15 protein-coding genes and 1 pseudogene are annotated in these 14,081 nt (G+C 66.2%); 10 read left to right on the forward strand and 6 right to left on the reverse strand.

Going from position 1 to position 14,081, the window contains the following annotated elements; translation table 11 throughout:
• Positions 1-7: 7 nt before the first annotated feature.
• The 5 genes from ACOOHB_RS04150 to ACOOHB_RS04170 form a co-directional block, all read right to left on the reverse strand.
• Entirely contained in the window at positions 8-883 is an 876-nt protein-coding gene (locus ACOOHB_RS04150; protein ID WP_420443548.1) for a phytanoyl-CoA dioxygenase family protein, read from the reverse strand.
• A 73-nt stretch (positions 884-956) separates the two neighbouring features.
• The gene (locus ACOOHB_RS04155; RefSeq protein ID WP_420443549.1) at positions 957-1,370 is read right to left on the reverse strand and encodes a type II toxin-antitoxin system VapC family toxin; all 414 of its coding nucleotides are present in this window, start codon (positions 1,368-1,370) and stop codon (positions 957-959) included.
• Positions 1,363-1,617: a type II toxin-antitoxin system Phd/YefM family antitoxin gene (locus ACOOHB_RS04160; protein ID WP_420443550.1), complete on the reverse strand. Its 255-nt coding sequence runs from the start codon at positions 1,615-1,617 to the stop codon at positions 1,363-1,365. Before ACOOHB_RS04160 ends, ACOOHB_RS04155 begins: the two co-directional genes overlap by 8 nt.
• Before the next feature lie 89 nt (positions 1,618-1,706).
• Positions 1,707-2,150, reverse strand: coding sequence for a hypothetical protein (locus tag ACOOHB_RS04165; protein ID WP_420443551.1), 444 nt, complete (start codon positions 2,148-2,150; stop codon positions 1,707-1,709).
• Positions 2,151-2,260: 110 nt separating this feature from the next.
• Positions 2,261-2,656: a VOC family protein gene (locus tag ACOOHB_RS04170; protein WP_420443552.1), complete on the reverse strand. Its 396-nt coding sequence runs from the start codon at positions 2,654-2,656 to the stop codon at positions 2,261-2,263.
• Between the two features lie 95 nt (positions 2,657-2,751).
• On the opposite strand from ACOOHB_RS04170, the gene ACOOHB_RS04175 reads away from it, so the two are divergent.
• Genes ACOOHB_RS04175 through ACOOHB_RS04185 form a run of 3 tightly spaced genes read left to right on the forward strand, consistent with a single transcriptional unit; the run spans position 2,752 to position 5,220 of the window.
• Entirely contained in the window at positions 2,752-3,726 is a 975-nt protein-coding gene (locus ACOOHB_RS04175; RefSeq protein WP_420443553.1) for a DUF7065 domain-containing protein, read from the forward strand.
• Between the two features lie 10 nt (positions 3,727-3,736).
• On the forward strand, positions 3,737-4,162 hold the full coding sequence (locus tag ACOOHB_RS04180) for a hypothetical protein (RefSeq protein ID WP_420443554.1): 426 nt from the start codon (positions 3,737-3,739) through the stop codon (positions 4,160-4,162).
• Positions 4,159-5,220, forward strand: coding sequence for a phosphotransferase family protein (locus tag ACOOHB_RS04185; protein WP_420443555.1), 1,062 nt, complete (start codon positions 4,159-4,161; stop codon positions 5,218-5,220). Before ACOOHB_RS04180 ends, ACOOHB_RS04185 begins: the two co-directional genes overlap by 4 nt.
• Before the next feature lie 64 nt (positions 5,221-5,284).
• On the opposite strand, the gene ACOOHB_RS04190 is transcribed toward ACOOHB_RS04185, so the two are convergent.
• A complete protein-coding gene (locus tag ACOOHB_RS04190) occupies positions 5,285-6,280 on the reverse strand; it encodes an LLM class flavin-dependent oxidoreductase (protein WP_420443556.1) in 996 nt (331 codons plus the stop codon).
• Between the two features lie 97 nt (positions 6,281-6,377).
• On the opposite strand from ACOOHB_RS04190, the gene ACOOHB_RS04195 reads away from it, so the two are divergent.
• The 7 genes and pseudogenes from ACOOHB_RS04195 (at position 6,378) to ACOOHB_RS04225 (ending at position 13,973) form a co-directional block, all read left to right on the forward strand.
• Positions 6,378-7,949 carry a pyridoxal-phosphate dependent enzyme gene (locus tag ACOOHB_RS04195; RefSeq protein ID WP_420443557.1) on the forward strand — a complete coding sequence of 524 codons (1,572 nt, stop codon included), beginning with the start codon at positions 6,378-6,380 and terminating at the stop codon, positions 7,947-7,949.
• A 149-nt stretch (positions 7,950-8,098) separates the two neighbouring features.
• Positions 8,099-8,560 (forward strand): hypothetical protein, encoded by a 462-nt coding sequence (locus tag ACOOHB_RS04200; protein WP_420443558.1) that lies wholly within the window; start codon positions 8,099-8,101, stop codon positions 8,558-8,560.
• Between the two features lie 81 nt (positions 8,561-8,641).
• Entirely contained in the window at positions 8,642-8,917 is a 276-nt protein-coding gene (locus ACOOHB_RS04205) for a hypothetical protein (RefSeq protein ID WP_420443559.1), read from the forward strand.
• 136 nt (positions 8,918-9,053) lie between these two features.
• Complete coding sequence (locus ACOOHB_RS04210) at positions 9,054-10,340, forward strand: Zn-dependent hydrolase (RefSeq protein ID WP_420443560.1); 1,287 nt, start codon at positions 9,054-9,056, stop codon at positions 10,338-10,340.
• Complete coding sequence (locus ACOOHB_RS04215) at positions 10,337-11,263, forward strand: N-carbamoyl-D-amino-acid hydrolase (RefSeq protein WP_420443561.1); 927 nt, start codon at positions 10,337-10,339, stop codon at positions 11,261-11,263. Before ACOOHB_RS04210 ends, ACOOHB_RS04215 begins: the two co-directional genes overlap by 4 nt.
• Positions 11,264-11,350: 87 nt before the next feature.
• Positions 11,351-12,382: pseudogene (locus ACOOHB_RS04220) on the forward strand (2Fe-2S iron-sulfur cluster-binding protein); the annotation flags it as partial.
• An 88-nt stretch (positions 12,383-12,470) separates the two neighbouring features.
• Positions 12,471-13,973, forward strand: a complete 1,503-nt coding sequence (locus tag ACOOHB_RS04225; RefSeq protein WP_420443562.1) for a xanthine dehydrogenase family protein molybdopterin-binding subunit — start codon at positions 12,471-12,473, stop codon at positions 13,971-13,973.
• The last annotated feature ends 108 nt before the right edge of the window (positions 13,974-14,081 follow it).

Here is a 14,081-nt window from a genome sequence, read left to right on the forward strand (position 1 = left end):
TGCCAGCTCACTCCGCGGGGGTGAGGAGTGCGGAGTTGGAGTGTTTGGAACCCGGCTTGCGGCCTAGCACGATCTCTGGGGTGAGCAGATCGACCGGCCCCGGCATGCCGGACGGGTCGGAGTAGTAGCCGAGTGCGTAGTTGCCCATCGAATACCCCATCAGATCTGCGAGCTCCGGATCGAGGTCCTTGGCGACGTCAGGCGGGCACGACAGGAACTGATTCTCTTCGGTGCGCAGCCAGCCGAGGGTGTAGGTGATGTTGATGCCAGTGCGATCGGCGTCGCTGCGGTTCTCACCGCCGCCGTGGATCACTGAGCCCGAGTACAGCAATACCGATCCGGCGCCCATCGTGGCCTGCGTCTTCTCGTCGTCGGCAGCCCGGCGCTCGGGGTCCCAGCCGGGGCTGCCCGGCACGATGCGCGTCCCGCCGTTCTCGTCGGTGAAATCGGTGAGCGCCCACATGGTGTTGAACTGCGGCTCGATCTGGTCCGGGATGTAGCCGCCCCACGCCAAGCGGTCCCGGTGCAGCGGCTGGGTGCCTTGGCCGGGCTTGATGTTGATGACCTGGGTCAGATGCAGCTGAATCTTGTTGGTGTAGGGGCCGAGGAACCGGTTGGCCATGCTGATGACTTGGTCGTGGATCACCAGTTCGCGGCACGCACGCGAGCGCGCCACGAGCGCTCCGGTGCGGGTGGTGTTGTGGCCGGAAAAGTTGTCCAGCCCCCCCGGTGTCCGGTCGATCCAGGGCCGCAACTCGGATTCGAGTCGTTCGACGAGATCCAAATCGATGGCGTCCTCGATGATGGCACCGCCGTCGATTCGCACCACCTCAGCGATTTCATCCTCGTTGCTGTCCAGCGTGAAACGTGCAAGCTCAGCCATGCCGCAACAGTACGCGTCGCCAGGTTGAGCCGCCGGACTCGTCTCACGGGCCGCCGCACCGCCGATACACAGTTCAGACGGCGACGATCTCGATGAGATGATCCAAGCCCACGAAGTCGTCGGGATTGCGTGTGTACAACGGCAGTCCATGAGCCATCGCGGTGGCGGCAATGAGCAGATCGACCGCACGGCTACCGCGGGGTTTGCGGCCCGCGGCCGCCACCGTCGCCGAAATCCGGCCGTACGCCCGAGCAGCGTCAACATCGAATGCGATGGGGTGAAAAGTGGCTTCGACGACCTGGAGAAGCTCCTGTCGCGCTGCTCGCTCGGTTGTACTCGTCGCTGCGGGTGGGCCGGCTGCCAGTTCCGCGAGTGTGACGGCGCTGATGGCATGCACAGTTGGCAGGGCAGTCGTGTCGAGACTCCGCAAGTCGATCACGACCGAGGTGTCGAGCAGTCCGATCGCAGACCGCGGCGATTCAAGCACGAGGCCAGGGGTCTTGGTCGATGATTGCGTCGAGGTCGGCTCGGAACTGTGCGTAGTCGATCTGCGGCGCGTTCTTGAATGCGTCGAGCACCTCGTGGGCGGGCACAAAGTGGCTGCGACCTACAGGGGACAGGCGCGCCACGGGCTCGCCGTTGCTCGTCACGATGAACGATTCGCCCTTCTTGACGGCACGCATAACCTCGCCGCTGTTGTTGCGGAATTCACGCTGGCTGATCTCGCGTTCCACCGGGCCAATGTAGCACGGCGTGCTACAGCCGGGCCCCGAGGGCAGGGCCGCTTTCGCCGGCACGGCAGACCCGGTCGGCTGGTGATCTCTCACCGACATAGGTCGCGGCGGGGATGAACGGCGCGGGAAGTCTGGCGAATCGGCCGCCACGTGGGCGCAGCAGTTCGGCGACCGTGGGTGTCCCGGTGCTCGGCGACGCAGGCACGCTGAGCCGTTGAGCCGCGCGAGCTGTTCCGTTGCGAGATTGCCGCCAGGCCGTGATGCAGGAACCGGTTGCTGGCCTCGCTCCACACACTATGTGCGTCCACCTCCGCTTGCATCCGCGCGAGATCTGCATATACCTCTCGCTTGAATTCCTTCAGAAGCTGACGTAGCGACGCCAGCTCGGTCTTGGCGCGCAGGACATGGCGTCGGTAGCGGCGGAGCACTTCGATCTGGCTTCCGATGCTGACCATCGTGATCAGCACGGACCAGACGACGAGTGCTGACCTCGGTATCCCGACGGCGAACAAAGCGTCCATCGCCGCCGTCATCGGTCAGCACCCGTGGTGCCCAGCGTGTGTCGGTGTCTGCTTGTCGATGCCATGACCGCATGACAGCAGCCGCGCCCGCGAAGATCAACAGAATTAATTGAAACATACTGTCAAGAGCCGTCGAGCGGTCCTGGGAGACCGTAGGAGCGGAGTTCCACCTCGTTGCCGTCGGGGTCACGGACATAGACGGCCGAACCCCAGCCGCGCGCCCCGTAGACGCGTGGCGAGCGCCTGACGACCTCGACGTCGGGATGTGCTGCTATTTCTTCCGCGTCGCCTGTGACCCACAGTGCGAAGTGCCCCAGGTTCTCGCCGCTGCGAGCAGTCTCGACAAGATCGATGATCGTGCCTTCGTCGATCCGCACTGACGGGAACGGCGCCTCCCCTGCGGTCCATTCGTCGTAGCGGACGGGCGCCAGTCCGAGCCGGTCCCGGTACCAACACAGCGACCGCTGCGCATCGGCCACATTCAGCACGATGTGATCGAGTCCCTGCACCTGCGCCACAGCACCAGTATCGGCGACAAGGCACTGCGCCGTCCGCGTGACGGCTCACCAGTACGCCGAGTGCCGCCCCGGAACATGGCTCTACGCTGCGCCAGGTGAATCAGGCCCCTGACAGCGTTCCGGTATTCACGCCCGACGACGACGGGTTTCACGCGCACCTGCGCGGCGACGACTGGTGGTTCACCGAGACTGCCTGGTTCTCGTTCCACCACCGCGAGAGGGCGCTCGGGGGATGGCTGTACACCCTGGCGCGCCACAACATCGGCACGATCTCCGGCGGGGCATGGGTGTGGGACGACACCGCGCACCTGCCCTGGGAGGTCCCCTACAGCTCCAACCTGACCGCGCTACGGCTGCCGCCAGAACTCGACTTGCGCGATGCAGCGCTGCCGAACGGTGTGAACGTTCGCGTCGAAACCCCCACGATGGCGTACCGGCTCGGTTACGACGACCCCGGTCGCTTCAGTGCCGACCTGCATTTTGAGGCCGTGCTGCCGCCGCGACCGCTGACTGCGTCGGGCTCGACGTTCGGCCATTCGGCGCATTTCGATCAGATCGGCAGGGTCAGTGGCACGATCCAACTGCACGGCGAGCCGATCGACATCGACTGCTGGTCGATCCGAGACCGCACCTGGGGCCGGCGGCCCGAGGATCGACCCCGGCAAGCGGCCTACGTCACCGGGGCCGGGGATGACGGTTCTGGCTTTCTGGCAGTCACGAACACGCGCGATGGGACTGATCGGGTGGCGTACGGATTCGTCCAGTTCGGTGACACACAGGTCGGGCTGGTCGACGGTCAGCGCACGGTGAAGCGCCACCATGAAGGCTGGATTTCCGAAATCCGCATCGATGCCGTCGATACCGACCGCAAGGCCTTTACGGCAACCGGCCGCCCGGTCAGCCGGATCATCATCAACCGCCACAGCTTCATCGACATCAACAGCCTCGTCCGCTGGGAGGTCGACGGGGTGGGCGAGTGGTGGGGCGAGGACCAGGAAATGTGGCCCATCCGCAGGTTTGCCGCGGCCAAGCGCAGCGGCGACTGGTCGATTCCCGGGTCCCGACGATGAGACCCGCGTCGTGAGCCTCGAGGACCACGAGTTGCTGTCGCGGCTGGCAGACACGGTGCGCAGTGACATCGCACCAGCGGTCAGCGACGAGTACGCCAGGACACAGGCATTCATGGCGGCAGTGATTCTCCAGCGCCTTGCGAAGCAGGCTCGGCTGGGAAGCGAGCATGGTGCCGCTGAGGCCGACGACGTCGCCGCATTGTCCGACGAACTCGACACGCTGCTTGCCGGAGCGGATGCCACGACCGAAGTCCCTTCCGAGATTCGGGACGCCGTCGCTCGCATGCGCTCGCAAGCGTCGATTGCTGCGGCTTCGGACGTCATCGACGCCCTGTATCAGTGGGGGCCCGAACGGCCCGAAGCGGTTTCGGCTCTGGCGGCCATCCGGCAGATGCTCCGCCGGGACATTGACCGACGCATGGACATCGCGCAGTGACCGCGGCGGGGGAGCGCGACGTCGGGTCCGGGGAACAAGATCTGTCGGGCGTACTCAGCAACTACCTGCAGGAGCGCCTCGGATCCAGCGGCCCTGTCGACATCGTGAATCCGGAGCGCATCGCTGTGGGCTGGTCGCACGAGACGTGGCTCTTCGAGGCCGTGTGGGCTGACGGTGTTGCAGAGCAGCGACGGGACTTCTGTCTGCGTCGCGACCCCGGCAATGCACTGCTGCGCGCGGAATCCGACCTGGCCGACCAATTCCGAGTCCTGCGCTGCCTCGAGTCCACCGACGTCCCCGCACCCCGGGCCTACTGGTACGAGGCCGATCCAGCGGTGCTCGGAGCCCCCGCCATCGTGATGGAGCGTGTTGCCGGCCAGTGTCCAAGTCCGTGGCGCCGGGCGGGACGCGACTACTACGCCGCGGCTGCCGAACGAGGCGTGCTACCGGTGAGTTTCACCGAAGCGTTGGCTGCGGTGCACAACGTGGACTGGCGGTCGGCGGGCCTGGACTTCCTGGGCGTCCCCGGGGAAAGGAGCGATTTTGCGCTGCGCGAGATCGCCAAGTGGGAGGCGCTCATCGTCGATTCAGGCCATCCCGGGCATCCGATCCTCGCTGACTTGATCGGCTGGCTGAAACACCACGCGCCGCCGACGGAGCGGCTCACGCTCGTGCACGGTGCGTACCGGACCGGCAATGTCCTGATCCACGACGACCAGGTGTCGGCGATCCTCGACTGGGAGCTGCAGGTCATCGGCGACCCGATGTACGACGTCGCCTACATGCTCACGGAGCTGAATCGCGAGGGCACCGAGCTGCTCTCGAACGTGGTGCCCCGGGAACTGTTCTTCGACCGCTACCAGCAGGCCACCGGCATCAAGATCGACGAGGAGCACTGCGCCTATTACCAGCTCCTCTACGCCATGCGCTCAGCGGCGTTCTGGATGAGCGCTGCGGGGCTGTACGCCGACGGCTTGAACAACGACCTGCGGCTGGCACGCACGCACTGGTCGGTCACCGTGGCGCTCGAACGCGCTGCGACCGAACTGGGCTATTAGGAGACTCCCGGGACCGTCTGGCCCAGCCGCGCCGGCCTGGCCAGAGCAGTCCGGCTGCATCGGGTTAGGCAGCGAACGCGTCGATCATGGCCTCGACGTCACCCAGGGGGTACAGGATCGGGCAGGTGGCTCCGTTGGCCAGGTAGCCATCGACGGCCTCACGAGCCTCGGCAGCGGTGCCTGATGCAGTCAGCATCTGCACGATGTCGTCGGGGACCAGGCGCGCTGCTGCCTCGACCTGTTCGGCCGTGGCTGGCCAGGTCAGCACCTTGCCCACTTCTTCGAGCAACGATTCGGGTACGCCCGATGCCTTCATGATGTGGGGCTGCTGGCCGAGGTACTGGGTGACCATGTTGCGTGCCATGTCGAGCGCCGTTGAGCGGTCTTCGTGCACCGAGCACACCACCAGCTGGGGGCGGTCGAGATCGTCGATGCTGCGGCCTACCGATTCGGCGCCGCGTTCGAGCGCGTCCATGGCCCGGCTGTTGTAGTCGGGCGACACCAGGTAGTTCAGCACCACGCCGTCGGCGATCTCGCCGCACAGCTCCATCATCTTCATGCCAGTGGCGCCGATGTAAATCGGCACGTCCTTCGGTCGGCGCTCCTGGTACACGTAGTCGAGCTCGACATCGTCGAGATGGACGTGCTCACCGTGGAACGTGACGTTCTCGTTGGCGAGTAAGGCCCGAACCACGGTGGTGACCTCTCGCATGGCGGCCAAGGGCCGGGACCGGCTGATGCCCACCTTCGCGGCCAACGGATCCCACCACGCACCGAGCCCGCAGATGATTCGCCCAGGGGCGAGGTCGTCAAGTGTGGAGAACATCGAGGCCAGCCGCGCCGGGTTGCGGGACCAGATGTCGATGACACCTGCGCCGACCTTGATCTGCGAGGTGGTTGCGGCGAATGCAGCCATCGGAACGCTGGCCTCGCGAACCAAGCGCGAGTCGGCTTGCCATACCGCCTCAAAGCCGCGCCCCTCGGCGTAACGCGTAAAACTCATGGCTTCGCTGATGGTGTGAGCGTCCTGCAGGTACAGCGCGTGTCGTGGCAATGTCATTGGTCCAGTGTCATTGATCCGGGGCCTTCCTTGCGCCTTGCAGCCATCGGTGTGGCGTGCATCGGGGCGCTGCCGCGGAACATAGCCTCAGATCTTGATGTCCAACCACACCAGCGGAGCCGGCGCCTACGACAGCGCCGGTGAGTTTCCTTCCAGCTTCGCTGCGCAGCTCGCCACCGAGGTCACCGACCCGGCGGGGCGCAGCCATGTGGTCGAGCGATTCCGAGAACAGGGCATCAGGCTGCCCACGTTCGCCGAACTCGCCGATCCTTCCCTCATTGACCCTGACATCGACACAGCGCTTGCCGACGTCGACCCAGACTTTGCGGATCCGCTGAACCTGTTCCGGGTCCACTGGTTCAACGACGGCGCCGGGGGACGCACCGACGTGCCCGAGCATGTCGTGCTGCCGAGCGAGCTGACCGGCACGCCAGCCCAGGTCGTCGTGCTGTTCGGCAACCGGTTCCCGATGATCGGTGCCCACAAGGTGCTGGCTGCGTATTCCTGCCTTGCTCCGAGGGTTACCTCGGGGCAGTTCGATCCGATCACGCACCGAGCGGTGTGGCCGTCGACGGGCAACTACGCCCGCGGCGGCGTGGCCATCAGCCGGATCATGGCGTGTCGCGGCGTGGCAGTGCTGCCAGAGAACATGAGCCGTGAACGGTTCGACTGGCTGGCCCGCTGGGTCGCCGACCCTGCCGACGTGATCCGTACGCCCGGCTCGGAGAGCAACGTCAAGGAGATCTACGACGCGTGCGCGGTGCTCGCAGCGGATCCCACGAACTTCATCCTGAACCAGTTCAGCGAGTTCTCGAATCACATCGGCCACTATGAGGTCACCGGCGCGGCGCTGCTCGCGGTGTTCGAGCACATCCGCCAGGCAGCACCTGCAGGCTCCGAGCCGAGTCTGGCCGCGTTCGTTGCCGCCAGCGGCTCGGCAGGCACGCTTGGCGCCGGCGACCGGCTCAAGGACGCCCACGGCGCCCAGATCGTGGCGGTCGAGGCGCTCGAATGCCCGACGATGCTCTACAACGGCTACGGCGAGCACAACATCCAGGGCATCGGCGACAAGCACATCCCGCTCATCCACAACGTCACCAACACCGACGTCATCGTCGGCGTCAGCGACCGGGCAACCGACGGGCTCGGGCTGGTGTTCAACACTGAAGCGGGCCGTGGCGCCCTGCGCGAGCACCTCGGGGCGGCATCGTGGGTGCTCGACGAACTGGGGCACTTCGGCTATTCGTCGATCTGCAACGTGCTCGCTGCGGCGCGCGCTGCCAACGAGCTGGGCCTCGGATCAGACGATGTGGTCATGACGGTGGCCACTGACGGATTCGAGATGTATTACTCCGAGCGGGACCGCCATCTCGTCGAACGGCACGCAGGCAGCTTCGATGCGGGCGCTGCCCGCAGCATCCTCGAGCGTCACCTGGCACCCGACACTCGCAGCGAGCACGCTCCTCACATCGAAGTGCTCACCGACCGAGGCCGCGACCGCATCTTCAACCTCGGCTACTACACCTGGGTCGAGCAGCAAGGTGTGCCATTGGAGGACTTCGAAGCCCGCCGCGACCAGGCATTCTGGGGTTCGCTGCGAGATCTGCCCCGGCTGTGGGACGAGATGATCGACGATCTCAACGACGAGATCGCCGCCACCTTCGTATAACCACCGCTGCACGAAGTGCCTCGAAGGTGCCGCTCTCCGGCAACATCGCTTGCACTTGCAGAAGCTGGCTGCGGCAGCGCTTGTAGCATCAGCAGCGTGGGCATGATGGTTGTCCATCGGCTCAGGGACGGCACTGACGGAGGCCGGCGATGCCAGTGAGAGTGCGGGCGCAGCGGCCACCGGCTGATCCGTTGCCCGTCTATCGACGTGCGCGCGCCGCCGATCTGCCCACGGCGATGTCGAGCGGGGGTTCACGGGAACATGTACCGCTGACGCTCTTTGCGCGCGAATGGGCGGCGTGGCCAGACGAGCGAGTCGCAATGATCCGCGAAGCGCCGCAGGGCTGCAATGAAGACGACCTGTGCCGTATCGCTGCTGTCGTCCATGCATTGTGCGATCGCGATGGCATTGCGGTGCCCCACTGGGTCTGGCGCCACCGGTCCGAAGTCGATCTCGCTTGGGGGCGACACTGCGCCATGGATGGCTTCATCTGGGATCAAACGGTGGCGAACGCTCCTTCCGCATGCGCATTTCATCGCGTCTGGTTCGATCACCAGTTCATCGGTGCCGGCCCAAGCCGGCGCGCCGACTCGAGGCGCCGCGTGACGTGAGCGAGCTTCCCAGCCGCTCCCACGCCGGAATGCTCAGCCTCCTCGACGAGGTCGACCAGGTTCTTCAAGACAGCACGCCTCTTGGCGCTCAAGCTCATGTCGGGGCGCGGCAAAGATGTGCAGGACATCCTGGACCTGGCAGAAGCGACCGGCATCACGACCCAAGCCGCACTCGTGGAACTCTGCGACCAAGTGTTTGCTGAGTCGCCTTCGTATCAATTCGAGCGTGACTGGGTGTCGAGCGTGAGCAAGGACATCAGTCGGCTGCTGGTCCAGAAGCAACGAGGCACGGACATCGCCGAAGCCGCGGTGGAACTCGCTGGCGGTTACGAAGGCCTCGAAGCGCCCCCTGCATGACCGGTGCATGGTTGCGCAGGTGACAAGTGTTCGAGCCCGATCGCTGATTTGGAAATGCTGCATCGGGCCGAGGCGCTGGGTTCGGCGGGATTCTCTACGCGCCGGTCAGAGCGTTCTGCGATGAGAGAATGACGCCATGAGTGGACCGAGTGAGGGGGCACCGCGGATCGATGGCGAGCGGCTCATGGGCCGACTGGACGAGCTGGCCCAGATCGGTGCCATCGAGGGCACTCAGGGCAATTGCCGCCTGGCGCTCACCGACGAGGACCGAGCTGGGCGCGACCTGGTGTCCACCTGGATGTCCGACTTGGGGCTCGAGGTCACCATCGACGGGCTCGGCAACGTGGTGGCCTGCACTGAGCCGGGCGGCGTGGCCGACTCGGTGATGATGGGCAGCCACATCGACACGGTGGCCACTGGCGGTCGATATGACGGGAACCTCGGTGTGCTGGCCGGGCTGGAGGTCATCGAGTCTGTTCTGGCCAGCGGCTCGACACCCGCCCGCCCGCTGTCGGTGGCGTTCTTCACCGACGAGGAAGGCAGCCGGTTCGCTCCCGACATGCTGGGCAGCCTTGCCTACGTCGGCGGGATGACGCTTGAGGAAGCACTCGAAATCACCGACCGGGACGGCATCTCCGTCGGCGACGAGCTGGACCGCATCGGCTATCGCGGCTCGGCGCCCGTGCCCGGCACCGTGCCGTATGCCTGCATGGAGCTGCACATCGAGCAGGGCCCAGTGCTCGAGTTCCACGGGATCCAGATCGGCGTGGTCGAAGGCGTGCAGGGCATTTCATGGACAGAAGTCACGCTGCGCGGGCAGTCCAACCACGCCGGCACCACGCCGATGCCACTACGCCGCGATGCGGGGCTGGCCGCGTGCCGTATCGCCGGCGAGGTACGCGAGATGGCGCACAACATCGGCGACTCGCAGGTCGGCACCGTGGGGTCGATCTCGCTCGTGCCGAACTTGGTGAACGTCATTGCCGGTTCGGCCGTGATGACGGTGGACCTCCGCAACACTTCCGAAGGCATGCTGCAGCACGCCGAAGCCCGCCTCGACGAGATCGTTGCCCGCATCGCCGACGGCGAGCATCTCGAAGCCGCCACGCGGCGCACGGCACGGTTCGAGCCAGTGGTCTTCCATCCGGCCGTCATCGACCTCGTCGAGCGATGCGCCTCCGAAGCGAGCCTGACGCACCGGCGCATGCCCTCGGGAGCCGGGCACGACGCCCAGATGCTGGCGCGTGTCTGCCCGACCGGAATGATCTTCGTGCCCAGCTTCGACGGCGTCAGTCACAATCCGGCGGAATACACAGCGCCAGAGGACATCGAGGCCGGGGCGAATCTGCTGGCCGAGGTGGTGTGGCGCCTCGCTGACGGCGATATCGACGATGTGCTCGCGAACGGCGGGGCTGCGACATGAGGCCGCTCACGGTCGGCGCCGCGCAGCTCGGGCCGATCGCCCGCTACGAGACCCGCGCCAGTGTGGTGAAGCGCCTGATCGCGCTGCTGCGCCAAGGCGCCGAGCGAGGTTGCGATGTCGTGGTATTCCCCGAACTGGCGCTCACCACCTTCTTCCCCCGCTGGTTCTTCCCCGACGACTCACCCGAGCTGCTGGCGTACTTCGAGACCGAGATGCCGTCGGCGGAGACCCAACCGCTGTTCGACGAGGCCAAGCGCCTGGGCATCGGCTTCCACCTGGGGTACGCCGAGCTGACGCCAGACGGGCACCGCTACAACACCGCGATCCTCGTCGAGCGAGACGGCACCCTCGTCGCCAAGTACCGCAAGGTCCACATTCCAGGACACGAAGAGCACGAGCCCCAACGCCCGTTCCAGCATCTCGAGCGCCGTTACTTCGAGGAGTCCTCCGAAGGATTCAATGTGTGGCGGGCATTCGGCGGCGTCATGGGCATCGCGCTGTGCAACGATCGCCGCTGGCCCGAGACCTACCGCGTCATGGGCCTCCAGGGCGTCGAGATGATCTTCATCGGCTACAACACGCCGCTGCACTACGCGCCCGACCCGATTCAAGATCCGCTGCAGGCCTTCCACAATCACCTCGTGATGCAGGCAGGCGCCTACCAGAACGGCACCTGGGTGGTAGGGGTTGCCAAGGGCGGCACCGAGGAGGGCGTGGAGTCGCTGGCGCACTCGGCGGTGATCGCGCCGTCGGGTCAGATCGTGGCCCAAGCCGTCACCGACGGCGACGAGTTGATCACCGCTCGCTGCGACCTGGACTGGTGCTCGCGGTACAAGGACACGGTGTTCAACTTCGACCGCTACCGCCGGCCTGAGACCTACAAGTTGATCGGCGAACGCAAGGGAGTCATCCCGCCGCCGTGAGCGGTGGTGTGAATGACTGCGCGGCGGTGCGACAATAGCCAGCGGGGAAGGGACAGATAATCCCTAGGTCCCGGAGAAAGGTTGCCGATGACGACCGAGTTCGTGTTGAACGGCTCGCCGGTCACGGTCGCCAGCGATCACGAGCACCTGCTGGCGGCTCTGCGAGATGAACTGGGAATCATCTCGCCCAAGGACGGATGCGCCCCGTCGGGCCAGTGCGGCTGCTGTGCGGTGTTGGTGGACGGCAGGGCACGGGTGGCCTGCCAGACCAGTCTTGAGCGCTCAGCAGGCACCGAGATCACCACCGTCGAGGGCTTTGACGACGCCGAGGTGGACGCCATGGCGAACGCCTTCGCAGCACACGGCGCCCTGCAGTGCGGGTTCTGCACGCCCGGCATCGTGGTGCGCCTGAAAGCCCTGCTGGACCGCAAGGGCTCGGCGCTGACCCGAGAGGAAGCGAGCCGTCACCTGGGCGGCCATCTGTGCCGCTGCACCGGCTACACGAAGATCCTCGACGCCGTCGAGTCGCTGGCGTCAGGCGAAGTGCCGGTGGCGCTCCCGCCCAAGGGCGTCGGCAGCTCCGGCGTTCGCTATGAGGCTCGCGAGCTCACGCTGGGCAGCCGTCCGTACATCGACGACATGGTGATCGACTCGTCGATCACCGGTGTGACAGGCCCGTACGGCATGCTGCACGGCGCGCTGCGGTTTGCCGATCACGCCCGTGCCGATGTGCGCTCGATCGACACCAGCGCAGCCGAAGCAGTGCCCGGGGTGCGGGCCGTGTTCACCGCCGCCGACATTCCCGGCGTTCTGCGGGTGGGCCTCATCCACAAGGACTGGCCGGTGATGATCCCGGTGGGCGGGCGTACCTCCTACCTCGGCGACGTGCTCGCCACTGTCGTGGCGGACAACCGGCCCGCTGCCCGGCGCGCCGCAGAGCTGATCGAGGTGTCCTACAACGTCCTCGAACCCATGACCGACCCGGTACGGGTGAAAGACAGCGACATCGACGCCGTCTGGGAGCTCGACGGCAACATCCTGTCCCGCTCGACCTACGCCCGTGGTGACGTCGAAGCAGCGCTGGCTGCCTCGGCGCACACCGTGACCGAGACTTTTCAGACACAGCGCATCGAGCACGCCTACCTCGAGCCCGAGTCGACCCTTGCCGTGCCCCACCCCGGCCAACGGAGTCCCCGCCGGACTGCACGTGTACACCGGCGGGCAGGGCATCTGGGACGACCGCAACGACATCGCCGCGGTGCTGGCACTGGACCCCTCGGTGGTCACCACAGAGCTGGTCTCCAACGGCGGGGCGTTCGGCGGCAAGGAGGACATGTCGAACCAGGCCCACGCGGCGCTGGCGGCGTGGCTGACCGGCCGCCCGGTGCGGATCACGCTGTCGCGTGAGGAATCGCTGCTCATGCATCCGAAGCGGCACCCCATCCGCATGACCTATGAGGTCGGCTGCGACGCCGACGGCAAGCTCACCGCGGTGCGGGCACGCATGTTCGGCGACTCGGGCCCGTACGCCTCGGTGGGCATGAAGGTGCTGGAACGATCGGCGGGACACGCCACCGGTCCGTACCTGGTGCCGGCGGTAGATGTCGAGTCCGTCGCAGTGCGCACCAATAACCCGGTGTGCGGCGCATTCCGTGGATTCGGCGCGAACCAGGCGCAGTTCGCCATGGAAGGCGTGATGGACCGGCTGGCCGAAGCCCTCGGCATCAGCGGCTTCGAGATCCGCCAGCGAAACGTGGTGGTTCCCGGAGGAGTGTGGGGCCCGGGCCAGATCATGGACGACGGCTGTCTGGGCGCCCAGGCCTGCCTGGACGCTGTGCGCGAGCCATACGAGGCAGCCCGTGCAGCCGGCAAGCCCGTCGGGATCGGGTTGGGGCTCAAGAACTCGGGCCTCGGGAACGGCTTCAAGGAGATCGCCAAGGCTGTGGTGCGGTTCTGCGCTGACGGCACTCTCGAGGTGCGCCACTGCTGGACCGAGATGGGTCAGGGAGTGCACACCGTCGTGCTGCAGGTCGCGGTGGAAGAGCTAGGCATCGATCCCGAAGCAGTGCGGGTCATCGTGGACTCCACCCGCGAGCTCGGCGCTGGCCAGACCACTGGCAGCCGGGGCACGCTGATGGGCGCAGGATCGGTGGCCGATGCCTGCCGTGCCGCACTCGCCGACGGCTGCCAGCTCGAAGTGGACTACGAAGGCGAGTACCGGGTCGATTGGACCAACTCGCTGTCAGAAGGCTTGGAGAACCCGGTGATCCACTCCACGTTCGGGTACGCCGCTCAGGTTGTCATCCTCGATCCCGACACCGGCATCGTGGAGCGTGTCATCGCAGCGCACGACGTGGGACGAGCTGTGAACCCGCTGCTGTGCGAAGGCCAGATCGAGGGCAGCGTGCACATGGGGCTCGGCTACGCGCTCAGCGAGGGCTTCCCTGCCGATGCCAACGGGCGACCGCTCAACACCACGCTGCGCAGCCTCGCGATCATCCGGCCCAAGGACATGCCAGATGTCGACGTCATCCTGGTCGAGTCACCACAGCCAGGCGCCCCATATGGCATCAAGGGCGTCGGCGAGATCGGTTTGGTGCCGACGGCCGGCGCAGTGGCGGCCGCGCTGCGCGAGTACGAAGGCGTCTGGCACAACGAACTGCCAATGCGCAACCCGTCAAACCGCGAGCGAGCCGACGCCTGGGTCTGAGCGTTCCCGTACCGAATTGCACGCAATCGCTATTGCACGCAATCGCTGGAGCGTGGCTGTGGCCAGCGAGATGCTGGGCCACAGCCACACTCGTGAGTTCACAAATGC

It is taken from the genome of Candidatus Poriferisodalis sp. (assembly GCF_965215815.1).
GTDB lineage: Bacteria > Actinomycetota > Acidimicrobiia > Acidimicrobiales > Poriferisodalaceae > Poriferisodalis.

Coding starts and splice junctions, on each gene's coding strand:
- ACOOHB_RS04150 (WP_420443548.1), bottom strand. CDS start 883: ATGGCTGAGCTTGCACGTTTCACGCTGGACAGCAACGAGGATGAAATC.
- ACOOHB_RS04165 (WP_420443551.1), bottom strand. CDS start 2,150: ATGACGGCGGCGATGGACGCTTTGTTCGCCGTCGGGATACCGAGGTCA.
- ACOOHB_RS04190 (WP_420443556.1), bottom strand. CDS start 6,280: ATGACATTGCCACGACACGCGCTGTACCTGCAGGACGCTCACACCATC.
- ACOOHB_RS04195 (WP_420443557.1), top strand. CDS start 6,378: ATGTCCAACCACACCAGCGGAGCCGGCGCCTACGACAGCGCCGGTGAG.
- ACOOHB_RS04200 (WP_420443558.1), top strand. CDS start 8,099: ATGCCAGTGAGAGTGCGGGCGCAGCGGCCACCGGCTGATCCGTTGCCC.
- ACOOHB_RS04210 (WP_420443560.1), top strand. CDS start 9,054: ATGAGTGGACCGAGTGAGGGGGCACCGCGGATCGATGGCGAGCGGCTC.
- ACOOHB_RS04215 (WP_420443561.1), top strand. CDS start 10,337: ATGAGGCCGCTCACGGTCGGCGCCGCGCAGCTCGGGCCGATCGCCCGC.